This window comes from Serratia sp. CY44782, assembly GCF_052168715.1.
In the GTDB taxonomy this organism is placed as follows: domain Bacteria; phylum Pseudomonadota; class Gammaproteobacteria; order Enterobacterales; family Enterobacteriaceae; genus Serratia; species Serratia nevei.
On sequence record NZ_JBJNME010000009.1, the window covers coordinates 89,998 to 102,772 of the forward strand.

Sequence of the window (12,775 nt, forward strand, 5' to 3'; positions counted from 1 at the left end):
ATGACGGAACAAAATACCCCATCCGCCCCGGTTGAAGAGCCAACCACCGCGGTTGAGAGCTCCCAGCAGCCAGCCGCTGCCAGCCGCAAAGGAAAGAACACCGGCCCGGTGCTCGGCGCGATCGCTATCGTGCTGGTCATCGCCCTCGGCGCGGGCGGCTATTACCACACGCACAAGCAAGCGCAACAGCTGATCGCCGCCAATCAGGCGCTGCAGCAGCAGCTTGAAGGCGTGAAGCAGAGCCAGCAGCAGGAAAGAAATGCGCTGGAGGGCCTGTTGCAGCAGCAGGGCAAAACCCTGGACGCCGCCGATCGCGAGCAGGCGAACCTTGCGCGCCAGCTGAGCGAACTGCAGGAAAAAGTGGCGACCATCTCCGGCAGCGACGCCAAAACCTGGCTGCTGGCGCAGGCCGATTTCCTGGTGAAAATGGCCGGCCGCAAGCTGTGGAGCGATCAGGACGTGACCAGCGCCGCCGCGCTGCTGAAAAGCGCCGACGCCAGCCTGGCGGACATGAACGATCCGAGCCTGCTCGACGTGCGCCGCGCCATTACCGAAGACATCAGCACGCTTTCTACGCTGACCCAGGTCGATTACGACGGCATCATCCTCAAGGTCAATCAGCTGTCCAATCAGGTGGATAACCTGCGTCTGGCGGATAACGACACCGACGAAGCGCCGATGGATCAAAACAGCAGCGAACTCTCCAGCTCGATCGGCGAGTGGCGGCAGAACCTGGCCAAGAGCTGGCGCAATTTCATGGCCGACTTCATCACCATCCGTCGCCGCGACACCAGCGCCGAGCCGCTGCTGGCACCGAACCAGGACATCTACCTGCGCGAAAACATCCGTTCGCGCCTGCTGGTGGCCGCGCAGGCCATCCCGCGCCACCAGAACGAGACCTACAAGCAATCGTTGGAAACCGTCTCTACTTGGGTGCGCGCCTATTTCGACACCACCGATCCGGCGACCAAAGCCTTCCTGGAAGAGCTGGACAGCCTGAGCCAACAGTCGATCTCGATGGACGTGCCGGATCAGCTGAAAAGCCAGCCGCTGCTGGAAAAAGTGATGCAGACCCGGGTGCGCAACCTGATGACCCAGTCCCCTGCCGCTCACCAGGAGGGTTAAGCCATGTTACGCGTGCTATTTCTGTTCCTGGTGGTGATCGCCAGCGTGGTGCTCGGGCCGATGCTGGCCGGGCATCAGGGCTATGTGCTGATCCAGACCGACAATTACAATATTGAAACCAGCGTCACCGGCCTGGTGATTATGCTGGTGCTGCTGTTCGTGGTGCTGCTGGCGATCGAGTGGATCCTGCGCCGCATCTTCCGTACCGGCGCCCGCACGCGCGGTTGGTTTATCGGCCGCAAGCGCACCCGCGCGCGCCAGCAAACCAAAGCCGCGCTGATCAAACTGGCGGAAGGCGACTACAAGCAGGTCGAGAAGCTGATGACGCGCAACGCCGACCACGCCGAACAGCCGGTCGTGAACTACCTGCTGGCCGCCGAGGCCGCACAGCAACGCGGCGACGACTTCCGTACCAATCAGTATCTGGAGCGCGCCGCCGAAGCGGCCGACACCGATCAGCTGCCGGTGGACATCACCCGGGTTCGTATCCAGCTGGCGCAGGGCGAGAACCACGCCGCGCGCCACGGCGTCGATCGCCTGCTGAACCAGGCGCCGCGTCATCCGGAAGTGCTGCGTCTGGCGGAACAAGCCTATCTGCGCACTGGCGCTTATGCGTCGCTGCTGGAAGTGCTGCCGTCGATGCGTAAAATCGAACTCCACAGCGAAGAGCAGCTGCAGGCATTGCAGCAACAGGCGTACATAGGGCTGATGAATCAGGCGATGGCGGACGAAGGCAGCGAAGGCCTGAAGCGCTGGTGGAAAGATCAGAGCCGCAAGACGCGTCACGAAGTGCCGCTGCAAATCGCGATGGTGGAACACCTGATCGAATGCAACGACCACGAACTGGCGCAGGAGATTGTGCTCGACAGCCTGAAGCGCCAATACGACGAGCGCCTGGTGCTGTTGCTGCCGCGGCTGAAATCCGGCAACCCCGAGCAGTTGGAAAGAGCGCTGCGTCAGCAGATGAAACAACACGGCGCGACGCCGCTGCTGAATAGCACGCTGGGGCAGCTGTTGATGAAGCACGGCGAGTGGCAGCAAGCGGCCGACGCCTTCCGTGAAGCGCTGAAACAGCGCCCGGATGCCTACGACTACGCCTGGTTGGCCGATACGCTGGAAAAACTGCATCGTTCGGATGAAGCGGCGCAGATGCGGCGTGAGGGGCTGATGTTGACGCTGAAACAGAACGGCGGCGAATAACGCCCTGCCTGAGAGAGAAAAGCGCGGCCCCGATGCCGCGCTTTTTTTGCCCAATGGCTTTCTGAAGCGCAAAAAAAAACACTTGCCGCAGGGCAAGTGTATAAAGAAGCAATCAGGTCTAGGACAACAGGGGCGGTGCCTCACTCAACGTTCTGCCCTGAGCGTGATGACGGGTTAGTCATCGTTCTCGTGGGCGATAGGCACCCTAAATCGGCTCTGCGTCATTCCCAGGGTTTATGAGGCCTAAGGCGAACATAAGAGGTGGAATGAGCATCTACGCAATAGATATTGCATTTGGCGTGCCAACTTTTAAATTTAGGCTCTCAAATAGGAAAATATAGCTCAATATATTGAAATTATTGTTTTTTTATTTAACCCTTTCTTTCCCGTCACAAATCACTCTCTGGTGTTCCTTGCCGGCGGCCTTTATCAGGTTGTCGCCTCGAAACGACGACTTAAGTCAAAGCTAGCTTTATCTTTTAAAATCAATTAATTATTTGTCTCAACCTGACGACAGAGCAGGATGGTATTGTCGCTGAAAACCAACACGTTTGCAGGCCGACACCAGATGCTCCCCCAGGAAGGCAAAAAGCCCGTGCGGTGCTGCACGGGCTTGTCGATGTTCCCTTCGTCATGCTGAGAAGAACTTGCTTTCATAAACGACAGACGTAAAAAAACCGACTTGCGTCGGTTTCTTTGAGAGTGGTCGGCGAAAGAGGATTACGCCCATCTTTGATGCGCGCCCTGCGGGCCGTTGCTGAAGCAACGTTGTCTCGCTTCGCGAGGCTCAAACCCCCTGCGGAAGTGCTCATCCTCATAAACGACAGACGAAAAAAAACCTGCTTTAAAAAGCAGGCTTTTCGAATGTGGTCGGCGAGAGAGGATTCGAACCTCCGACCCACTGGTCCCAAACCAGTTGCGCTACCAAGCTGCGCTACTCGCCGATTTATGTTGCTCATACTACCTGATTTATCAGACCGTTGTCCATATAAATCTTATATTTATCAGATATTTTGCGTGGTGCGAAGAGAGGGACTTGAACCCTCACGTCCGTAAGAACACTAACACCTGAAGCTAGCGCGTCTACCAATTCCGCCACCTTCGCACTGTCACAAAATACTGCTAAATCTTCACTTCGTTAGGAAGTGGGGTGGCTAATGGGACTCGAACCCACGACAACTGGAATCACAATCCAGGGCTCTACCAACTGAGCTATAGCCACCATTACTACTTCTTCTTACTCACGCGGTAATATTACCACCGCAGCTCCTGCGCACAAACTTAATGGCGCGCCCGACAGGATTCGAACCTGAGACCTCTGCCTCCGGAGGGCAGCGCTCTATCCAGCTGAGCTACGGGCGCGTAGCGCCGTTGCGGGAGGGGATACTACGGATTTACGCCAATTCTGTCTAGTGCTTTTTCGCAGAAATGTTGCGTTTGATTACGCTTTGCTCACCCCCGCGCACAAAAGCGCACTCCGTAGCCCCTTTTCACCGTTTATTGGCGCGTTTCTACCCGATTTTCAGCCGGATGATGTTTCTTGTGCATGCCGAAAGCGAAGTAGCACAGGCTGACGCCGGCCAAGAAAATCGCCCCGACCAGCAGGGAAATCCGCGTATCCGGGTTGATTCCCATGCCGACCAGCACGCAAATCAGAAAAGCGATGGTCAGATAGTTCACATACGGGAACATGATCGACTTAAAGCTGTGATTTTTGATCGCTTCCTTATGGGCGCGGCGGAAATAGAGCTGGCTTATCAGCACCACGAACCACGGCACCATGCCCGGCAGCACGCTCGCGCTGTAGACATAGACGAACACCTGCTCCGGATTTGGGATGATGTAGTTCAGCGCGGAACCCACCAACAGGCAGCCGATGGTGACGGCGATGCAGTTCACCGGCACGCCGCTGGCGGAAAGCTTGGTCAGCGCCGCCGGCAGCTGGCGGTTCTTGGCCAGGGCGTACAGCATGCGGCCGCCGCTGTACATACCGCTGTTGCAGCCGGAGAGCGCGGCGGTCAACACCACGAAGTTGATGATGCCGGCGGCGGCAACGATGCCGATCTTGGCGAAGGTCAGCACGAACGGGCTGCCGGTAGTGCCGATGCCGTTCCACGGGAAGATGGTGACGATGACGAAGATTGCGCCGACATAGAAGATCAGGATGCGCCACAGGATATTGTTGATCGCGCGTTTCAGCGTCACCTGCGGATTCTTGGCTTCCCCGGCGGTGATGCCCACCAGCTCAACCCCCTGGTAGGAGGCCACCACGATGCACAGCGCAAACAGGAAGCCTTTCCAGCCGCCGGCAAAGAAACCGCCGTGCGCCGTCAGATTGGCGAAACCGATAGGTTCACCGCCGTTGCCGAAGCCGAAGAAGATCACCCCCAGCCCCACCAGAATCATCACGATGATGGTGGTGACCTTGATCATGGCGAACCAGAACTCCAGCTCCCCATACAGGCGCACCGCCGCCAGGTTGGCCAGTGCCACCATCGCCACGGCGATCAGCGCCGGCACCCACTGCGGTATTTCCGGGAACCAGAACTGCACATACACCCCGATGGCGGTGATCTCGGAAATGCCGACGGCAATCCACATAAACCAGTAGCCCCAGGCGGTCAGGTAACCAAAATAGGGATTCATGTACTTATGCGCGTAAACGGCAAACGAGCCCGCGACCGGCTCGAGGAACAGCATTTCTCCCATCGAACGCATAATGAAGAACACGAACAGCCCGGCAATGATGTAAGCCAGCAGCACCGACGGCCCCGCCCACTTCAGCGTACTGGCCGATCCCATAAACAGGCCGACACCGATGGTGCCCCCCAGAGCGATAAGCTCGATATGCCGGGCCTCAAGGCCCCGGTGTAGCCCTTGCGGTTTCTCTTTGTGTGCCATAAATCCTCAATAATTTTTCTCGGGTTGTGTTTGCCTGCCGGCCGCTGCCGGTCGTTATTGTCATTATTAAAAGAATAAATCATCCCCTGCCGATCGGGTTGGCATCAACGGGTAGTCGGAGCGAAGTTACCGTGAGAGGGACATCGTTCAGCGCTGTCGCATCAGGCTTCAGCGGCCAGGGATAATTTCCGGGCGGTATCGTTTCGCATTTCGCCGCTATAAGCAAACCGCAATTTAAAACTTTATGGAATAAATGCGGCGACGTTTAGGGCCGGGGGTTATAGATATGCGGAAGAAACGTGCAAAAGCAGATTATTGGTACAGCAGACCGGAGCGGAACAGCACTTTCCGCCCCGGATGAGGGATTACATCTTGCCGCTGTAGTAGTAGCCGACAAACTTCAGCAGCTTCAACTGTCGGCCGATGCGGCTGGGCTGGCTGAGCAGGCGGTAGAGCCATTCCAGACCGAGGTTCTGCCACACCTTGGGCGCACGCTTCACATGGCCGGTAAAGACGTCGTAGGTGCCGCCCACGCCCATGTACAGCGCCTGCGGATGCACCTTGCGACAGTCGCGCATCAGAATTTCCTGCTTCGGCGATCCCATCGCCACCGTCACGATAGCGGCGCCGCTGGCGCGAATACGCTCGAACAGCACCTCTCGCTGATCCGGTTTGAAATAGCCGTCCTGGCTGCCCACCAGGTTGACATTCCACTGGCTGCGCAGCTTTTGCTCGGTTTCCGCCAAGACCTCGGGCTTGCCGCCGACCAGGAAGACCGGCGTGCCTTCACGGCCGGCGCGCTGCATCAAGGCTTCCCACAGATCGGCACCCGCCACGCGCGAAACGTCCGCCGCCGGGTATTTGCGGCGAATCGAACGCACCATGCTGATGCCGTCGGCGTACTTGTACTCCGCCTCATCCAGCAACGCATGCAGCGCCGGGTCCTCTTCCGCCTTCAGGATCTTTTCCGCGTTCATGGCTACCAGCGTGCCCTGTTTTACCCGGCCGCCGTCGAACAAAAAGTCCATGCAGTGCGCCATATCGCGAAAGCCCCACAGGCTGAAACCGCGCAGCTCATACTGCGGCACCGAAATCTTTGCTTCCATCGTTCTCATTACCCTTACAAAAGACCGTTCGCCCGAGGCGGAGACGCCAGCGCGCGGGCGCGCGTCACTCTGGCCTTGATCAGCCCGGCGGTATCGAACAGCCAATACAGCAACTTCGCCAGCACCAGACAGGCGCCGAAAATAATGCAGAAGAACACCACGCGCGACACGAATGAATCCACCCCTTCGCGCGCCAAAACGATGATGTTGAACACCGCGCCGAAGCAGAACCCCTGCAGAATGGCCGCCTTATAGCGGTTCGGTTCGGTTTTGCCCAACTCATACAGCCAGTCGAACCACTTGATGATCATGCCCACCAGAATCGCGCCGAGTGGGATAAACAGCGCGCCGCCCATCACCACCAGTGAACCAATCAGCGTCGGGGAAATCGCCAGCCCGGAGTGATTGTTCAGCACTTCCCAGGTGAAATAGTTGGCCGAATTCAGCACCACGTCCGGCCTGCCCGGCCATAGCCAGGTTGGAATAAAGACGTAGAAATCACGCACGATCGGCGCCAGGCCCTGGAAATCGATCTTGTCGTAATTTTGCAGCAGCAGCGCCAGGTTTTCCCACGGCGAGAAGGTATCGCGGGTCAGGTAGAGGAAGGTATAGAACGCTTCTGCGCCGCTGACGTCCAGGCTGTAGCGCTTCAACGCCAGCCAGAACATGCCGACCACGCCGAATATGCCCGCCGCCGCCAGCATCCACAGCGTGATCCAGCCGCGCACGATGCCAATAAACAGGAACAGCGCGAAGGCGATGATGATGTTGGCGCGGGTGCCACCGACGATCACATAGGTCAGAATACCGAACGCCACCGTCGCCACCAGGAACAAGAACCAGGCGCGCAGATCCTGCCGCAGGAAGTAGACCACCAGCATCGCCGGAATGAAGAAGTAGAAGAACCGCTTGAGCGCCACGCCGGACACGTCGCTGGAGAAAATCTGGCTGTAGGAATTGAGCTTGAACAGCAGGAAGCCGTTCTGCATGAAGAAGATCCCAACGGTACCGATCGCCACCAATGCCAGCAGCACCCAGGTGATGTGGGTTTCCACCCGATTCATGGTAAACAGCGCCGCACGCGGCTGAGTGCGTTGCTTGCGCAGCCGGGTCTTGTAGGTGACGTAATAGATGGCGTAAAACGCCGTCGCCGACAGCAGGGCGTACAGCAGAAATTCCACCGGCACCACCTCGACGTCAAACTGGAACACCAGCAAGCAGGTCAGCGGGAAACCGAAATAGAACGTCAGCAAATACAGCAGCGAGAAGAAGACGTTGAAGTTAAAGCGCACGCGCCGAAACTCCTGGTAGGCCAGCGTCAGGATAAACGTCAGGCTGACCAGATAGACGACAAACAGGCCGCCGAATTGCGCCAACGTCATGAGCCTTCTCCCGCCGCCAACGCCAGGGCTTGCTGCCAGCCGTCGACATAGTTCGGATTGAAGAAGGCGATCGCCTGTTTATCCACCGCCGCCAGCTGGCGCTGCGCTTCGCGCACCACCGCCTCGTCCAGCGAATCGCCATAGAACAGCACCGGCAGGTGCTGTTCCGCCAAGTCCTGCCAGAACGGGTTTTGCCGGCTGAGCACGAAAGGCACGCCGAACTGAATCAGCAGGCACAGGGTGCCAATCCCCTGCTGGCGATTGAAAATGAAATAGCCGAGATCGCAGGCGCGCAGAATATTGAGGTAGTCCTCAAACGCCACCTGCTGCGTGAGCAGCTGCAGGTTTTTCTCGCCGAACAGCGGCAACCCAGCGGCGCGCACCTGCTCAATGTAGGCATCGTTGTTGGCCGGATAACCCATCGGCAGGATCACGCGCACGTCGGCGCCGAACTGCTGATGAATCGCCTGCAGCGCTTCGACATGCCGATTGCTGCGATCGCCGGAGTTGCCCACCAGAATCGTCATCGGCCCAGCCAGGCTTTTCTCGGCGTGAACGTCGGTCAGCGCCGGATCCATGCGGGTCGGGAAGTACAGCAGCGAGGCCGGCACCCGCGCATGGCGCTGCTGGTAGTGAATCACGTCGCCGCGAGTAGCAAACACGTTCCCTACTCGCCCCTGCGCAATGCGGCGCAGCAGATAGAACAGTCGGAATTTCCAGCTGGTGGCGTCTTCATACAGATCGGCGCCCCAAATATGCCAACTAACCTGACGCGCCTTGATCTTGCCGCTCAGCAGCGCCAACCACAGCCCCGGATTGAACTGGCCGTGCAGGAAGAAGCGCGCATCGCGATCGGCCTGGGCACGGGCGATGACTGCCGCCGCCAGGCTTTTCTTGTCTGCGTAGGGCTCAATGTTCAGGGCGGGGAAATCACCCAGTGCCGCCACATCCTTGGCCGCCACCATAAAATGCCGCGTCTGCTCAGCCGGCAAACGCGGCGCCAGCACGTCGTTGAAGAAGCGCAGCACCGTCTGGTTATGATGCGGGATATCGGATCCCAGAACGTGAATCAGTGTGGTCATACTCGTCTACGATAAATAAGGAACACGCAGCTACAGAGCGCGAAATACACGATGTAGGTTGCCATATAGGCCTGAGCCGCCCCCAACGCGCCGTGCAGCGGGATCAGCCAGTGCGAGAACAGCGTCAGCAGCAGAAACTGGCTGACTTCCGTCAGGATATAGAAGCGCAGCGACGCTTTGGCGATCACCAGATAGCCGAACACATAGGCCCCGACTTTCAGCACGTCGCCCACCAGCTGCCAGGCAAACAGATCGCGCATGGCGACAAACTTGTCCGAGAACAGCAGCCAAATAGCGAAATCGCGCAGCACCCAAACCGTAAAGCTCGCTGCCGCTACCGCCGGCAGCACGAATTTCAGCGAACGCACGATCTCCCGTGAGATGGCGCCCTTGTCCGTCAGCCGCGACAGAGTCGGCAGCAAATAGACGGTAAACGAAGCGGTGATAAACTGCAGATAGGCATCGGAAATGCTGCTGACGCCCTGCCAAATCCCCACCTCATCCCAGCCGTAATGGGCGGCCAACAGGTTACGCATCATCACGTAGGCCACCGGCAGCGTCACCGACGTGATCAACGCCATGAGGGTGAATTTGCCGAGATTGCCGGCCACGAGTTTGTCCCAACGCGGCGCCAGATAGCGCAGCGGCAGCGTTTTGCGCCGCCACAGCATCAGCCCGGCAGGCAACACCACCAACGCCGGCACCAGCGCCAGCCCCGCCAGCGCGCCTTCATAGCCACCCAGCGTGAAGCACAGGTAATAAGCCACCACGCCAATCAGGCTGCCGCCGATCACCGCCAGCGCATTGCCCATCGCATCGCGATAGCCTTTCAGCACCGCCATGAACAGGTTGGCGTAGGCGATGCCCATCTGAATGAAGGCGACGGCGCGCACTACGCCGACGTAATCGGCATGCCCAAACAGCCCAATGCTGATAGGCTCGGCGGCGAACAGAAACACCAGCGCCAGCAAGGTCGAAAAACCCAGCACGATGCTCGACGCGGTGCCCACCGCCAGACGCAGACGCTGCGGATCCTGGTGGTACTCCGCCACGTATTTGGTGATGCCGTTAAAAATGCCCGCGCCAGACAGCACGCCCAGCACGGTAATTAACTGGCGGAAGTTACCCGCCTGCCCCACCCCGCTGGGGCCAAACGCCACCGCCAGCAGTTTCACCACCAACAGCCCCACGCCGATTTTGATCAGCGTGGAGCCGGCGGTCCATATCGATGCTTTTGCCAACGACATATTAGGCGAAGAAGCTCAGTATGCTATTGATAACCGTACGTTGATTGGCATCGGACAGATTGTAGAACAGCGGCAGGCGCACCAGACGCGCGCTTTCCTGGCTGGTATAGCGATCTTCGCCGGCAAAGCGACCGAACTGTTCGCCAGCCGGGCACGCGTGCAGCGGGATATAGTGGAACACCGTCATGATCTCGGCTTCTTTCAAATAGTCGATAAATGCGGTGCGATCGTCGATATCACGCAGCTTGATATAGAACATGTGCGCATTGTGCTCGCAATCTGCCGGCACGCTCGGTAGCTCGATGCGGCCGGCCTGCGCCAACGGCAGGAAACTGTCGTAATACTTTTGCCACAGCGCCAGGCGGCGCTGGTTGATGCGTTCCGCCACCTCCAACTGCCCCCACAGGTAGGCGGCCTGCAGGTCAGACATCAGATAGCTGGAGCCGATGTCGCGCCAGGTATATTTGTCGACCTGACCACGGAAGAACTGGCTGCGGTTGGTGCCTTTCTCGCGGATGACTTCCGCCCGATCGACCAGAGCCGGATCGTTCACCAGCGTCGCACCGCCTTCGCCGCCGGCGGTATAGTTTTTGGTTTCATGGAAGCTGAAGCAGCCGATATGGCCAATGGTGCCCAATGCTTTGCCTTTGTAGGTCGACATCACGCCCTGCGCGGCGTCTTCCACCACGAACAGATTATATTTCTTCGCCAGCGCCATGATGGTATCCATCTCGCAGGCGACGCCAGCATAGTGCACCGGCACGATTGCGCGGGTTTTATCGGTGATCGCCGCTTCGATTTTGGTTTCGTCGATGTTCATGGTATCCGGACGCAGGTCGACGAACACCACTTTGGCGCCGCGCAACACAAAGGCGTTGGCGGTGGAGACGAAGGTAAAGCTCGGCATGATCACTTCGTCACCCGGCTGAATATCCAGCAGGATGGCGGCCATTTCCAACGACGCGGTGCAAGAAGGTGTCAACAACACCTTCGCGCTGCCGAAACGCTGTTCCATCCACTGCTGGCAGCGACGAGTAAAACCGCCGTCGCCGCATAGTTTGCCGCTGCTCATGGCAGCCTGCATATATTCCTGTTCAGTGCCAACAACCGGTGGAGCGTTAAATGGAATCATGTCTACCTCTGTATAACCAGTACGCGGTGCTTTCAATCACGGCACCCTGTCGTTGATAGAGTCGTAATGCGGCGATATTGCCAACCTGGGTCGCAACCCGCAGGCGCTGCATACCTTGACGCCGACATTCGGCGATCGCCGCTGCCATCAGCCGAGTGCCGATGCCCCGACCGGATACGCCGGGGAAAGCCGCCAGCAGGCCAATACGCATTTCCTGGCCGCCAATGTCACGCAGGCTGACAAAGCCTTCAGGTTGCCCCTGGTTGTTCAATACCAGCAAGCATTGATGATCAAAGGTGCCCAGCACCGCTTTTTCGATCCAGGCCGCATAGAATCGCCCGCTATCGGCGCGATCGTACCACGGTGCGCGAAACCGGCTGGCGGCGAACACCTCGCCGGCCGCCGCCCGAAGCGACGGAATGTCCTCGGGAACGGCCAGACGCATCGCAACCGCCGAAACAACATCGGCCGTCGTGCGTTCTGGCACAACGTTCACCGCCAGATCCACTTCCCCTTCGACCAGCCGGAATCCCAGCGTAGACAGCGCATCGGCCCACTCCAGGCGGTAAGCGGGGATTTTGGCCTGCACTAACGCATAGGCATCCAAGTCGGCCTCGACCACGGGTGCCGCCGAGCTATCGAAATGTAACTTGGCGCTCTCTAATTGGAAGAAGTCGCTCTCCCAATTCAGCGGTTCAATACTGGCGTGGACGCGCATGCAGTAAATCCAGTAAGTATTTGCCGTAACCGGTTTTGGCCAACGTCTGAGCCGCGCGTTTCACGCCCTCATCATCCAGCCAACCATTGCGCCAGGCGATCTCCTCAAGGCAGGCGATTTTAAAGCCCTGGCGTTTCTCAACCGTCTGCACGAAGCTGCTGGCTTCCAGCAGACTGTCGTGAGTGCCGGTGTCCAGCCAGGCGAAACCGCGCCCCAGCAGCTCGACGGTGAGCTCTCCGCGCTCCAGATACATCTGGTTGATGCTGGTGATTTCCAATTCACCCCGAGGTGAAGGTTTAATCTGCTTGGCGAACTCCACGACCTGGGCATCGTAGAAATACAACCCAGTCACCGCCCAGTTAGATTTCGGTTTAGCCGGCTTTTCTTCGATCGACAGCGCCCGATAGCGATCATCAAACTCTACGACGCCAAAACGCTCGGGATCCATCACCTGATAACCGAACACGGTCGCACCGGTGGTGCGCGCTGCAACGCTTTTCAGCTTGGGGCTGAACCCCTGGCCAAAGTAAATATTGTCACCCAATACCAGACAGCTCGGCTCACCGGCCAAAAATTCTTCGCCGATCAAAAATGCCTGAGCCAGGCCATCGGGACTTGGCTGTTCGGCATAGCTGAGATTGATGCCAAACGCTTCGCCGCTGCCCAAAAGCCGCTTGAATGAAGGCAGATCTTCCGGCGTGGAGATAATCAGAATGTCTTTGATTCCCGCCAGCATCAGCACCGACAACGGGTAATAGATCATCGGCTTATCGTAAATTGGCAACAGCTGTTTCGATACGCCGCGGGTAATCGGATGCAGGCGCGTACCGGAACCTCCGGCCAGCACAATACCTTTCATACTTGCTCCCAAATCAGCCACGC

General features: G+C 58.4%; 10 protein-coding genes, 4 tRNA genes and 1 other RNA gene. 2 read left to right on the forward strand and 13 right to left on the reverse strand.

The annotated features are described in order from the left end of the window. Positions 1–1,125: a uroporphyrinogen-III C-methyltransferase gene (hemX, locus tag ACJ8HT_RS17965; RefSeq protein WP_038874084.1), complete on the forward strand. Its 1,125-nt coding sequence runs from the start codon at positions 1–3 to the stop codon at positions 1,123–1,125. Between the two features lie 3 nt (positions 1,126–1,128). Next, entirely contained in the window at positions 1,129–2,325 is a 1,197-nt protein-coding gene (gene hemY / locus ACJ8HT_RS17970) for a protoheme IX biogenesis protein HemY (RefSeq protein ID WP_019452550.1), read from the forward strand. A 703-nt stretch (positions 2,326–3,028) separates the two neighbouring features. On the opposite strand, the gene ACJ8HT_RS17975 is transcribed toward hemY, so the two are convergent. The 13 genes from ACJ8HT_RS17975 to rfbA all read right to left on the reverse strand — a co-directional run bounded on the left by ACJ8HT_RS17975 (position 3,029) and on the right by rfbA (position 12,752). Beyond that, positions 3,029–3,158, reverse strand: a non-coding RNA gene (locus ACJ8HT_RS17975) — RtT sRNA. A gap of 34 nt (positions 3,159–3,192) precedes the next feature. Further along, positions 3,193–3,269: transfer RNA gene (locus ACJ8HT_RS17980), tRNA-Pro, on the reverse strand. 74 nt (positions 3,270–3,343) lie between these two features. Beyond that, positions 3,344–3,430 (reverse strand) — tRNA-Leu (locus tag ACJ8HT_RS17985). 41 nt (positions 3,431–3,471) lie between these two features. Continuing rightward, positions 3,472–3,547: transfer RNA gene (locus ACJ8HT_RS17990), tRNA-His, on the reverse strand. 63 nt (positions 3,548–3,610) lie between these two features. Further along, positions 3,611–3,687 (reverse strand) — tRNA-Arg (locus ACJ8HT_RS17995). Between the two features lie 135 nt (positions 3,688–3,822). Next, a complete protein-coding gene (thrP, locus tag ACJ8HT_RS18000; RefSeq protein WP_038874078.1) occupies positions 3,823–5,226 on the reverse strand; it encodes a bifunctional threonine/serine APC transporter ThrP in 1,404 nt (467 codons plus the stop codon). 365 nt (positions 5,227–5,591) lie between these two features. After that, on the reverse strand, positions 5,592–6,332 hold the full coding sequence (gene wecG / locus ACJ8HT_RS18005) for a lipopolysaccharide N-acetylmannosaminouronosyltransferase (protein WP_194572443.1): 741 nt from the start codon (positions 6,330–6,332) through the stop codon (positions 5,592–5,594). A gap of 14 nt (positions 6,333–6,346) precedes the next feature. After that, complete coding sequence (gene wzyE / locus ACJ8HT_RS18010) at positions 6,347–7,714, reverse strand: ECA oligosaccharide polymerase (RefSeq protein ID WP_197653127.1); 1,368 nt, start codon at positions 7,712–7,714, stop codon at positions 6,347–6,349. Continuing rightward, complete coding sequence (locus tag ACJ8HT_RS18015) at positions 7,711–8,796, reverse strand: TDP-N-acetylfucosamine:lipid II N-acetylfucosaminyltransferase (RefSeq protein ID WP_197653128.1); 1,086 nt, start codon at positions 8,794–8,796, stop codon at positions 7,711–7,713. The genes wzyE and ACJ8HT_RS18015 overlap by 4 nt, the downstream gene beginning before the upstream one ends. Beyond that, positions 8,793–10,043 (reverse strand): lipid III flippase WzxE, encoded by a 1,251-nt coding sequence (gene wzxE, locus ACJ8HT_RS18020; protein WP_049273083.1) that lies wholly within the window; start codon positions 10,041–10,043, stop codon positions 8,793–8,795. Before wzxE ends, ACJ8HT_RS18015 begins: the two co-directional genes overlap by 4 nt. 1 nt (position 10,044) lies before the next feature. Beyond that, complete coding sequence (gene rffA, locus ACJ8HT_RS18025) at positions 10,045–11,175, reverse strand: dTDP-4-amino-4,6-dideoxygalactose transaminase (RefSeq protein WP_064290658.1); 1,131 nt, start codon at positions 11,173–11,175, stop codon at positions 10,045–10,047. Continuing rightward, positions 11,162–11,893 carry a dTDP-4-amino-4,6-dideoxy-D-galactose acyltransferase gene (rffC, locus tag ACJ8HT_RS18030; protein ID WP_194572439.1) on the reverse strand — a complete coding sequence of 244 codons (732 nt, stop codon included), beginning with the start codon at positions 11,891–11,893 and terminating at the stop codon, positions 11,162–11,164. The genes rffA and rffC overlap by 14 nt, the downstream gene beginning before the upstream one ends. Continuing rightward, on the reverse strand, positions 11,871–12,752 hold the full coding sequence (gene rfbA, locus ACJ8HT_RS18035) for a glucose-1-phosphate thymidylyltransferase RfbA (RefSeq protein WP_141957672.1): 882 nt from the start codon (positions 12,750–12,752) through the stop codon (positions 11,871–11,873). Before rfbA ends, rffC begins: the two co-directional genes overlap by 23 nt. Positions 12,753–12,775: the final 23 nt, after the last annotated feature.

Coding starts and splice junctions, on each gene's coding strand:
- thrP (WP_038874078.1), bottom strand. CDS start 5,226: ATGGCACACAAAGAGAAACCGCAAGGGCTACACCGGGGCCTTGAGGCC.
- wzxE (WP_049273083.1), bottom strand. CDS start 10,043: ATGTCGTTGGCAAAAGCATCGATATGGACCGCCGGCTCCACGCTGATC.
- wzyE (WP_197653127.1), bottom strand. CDS start 7,714: ATGACGTTGGCGCAATTCGGCGGCCTGTTTGTCGTCTATCTGGTCAGC.
- rfbA (WP_141957672.1), bottom strand. CDS start 12,752: ATGAAAGGTATTGTGCTGGCCGGAGGTTCCGGTACGCGCCTGCATCCG.
- hemX (WP_038874084.1), top strand. CDS start 1: ATGACGGAACAAAATACCCCATCCGCCCCGGTTGAAGAGCCAACCACC.
- rffC (WP_194572439.1), bottom strand. CDS start 11,893: ATGCGCGTCCACGCCAGTATTGAACCGCTGAATTGGGAGAGCGACTTC.
- hemY (WP_019452550.1), top strand. CDS start 1,129: ATGTTACGCGTGCTATTTCTGTTCCTGGTGGTGATCGCCAGCGTGGTG.
- wecG (WP_194572443.1), bottom strand. CDS start 6,332: ATGGAAGCAAAGATTTCGGTGCCGCAGTATGAGCTGCGCGGTTTCAGC.
- rffA (WP_064290658.1), bottom strand. CDS start 11,175: ATGATTCCATTTAACGCTCCACCGGTTGTTGGCACTGAACAGGAATAT.
- ACJ8HT_RS18015 (WP_197653128.1), bottom strand. CDS start 8,796: ATGACCACACTGATTCACGTTCTGGGATCCGATATCCCGCATCATAAC.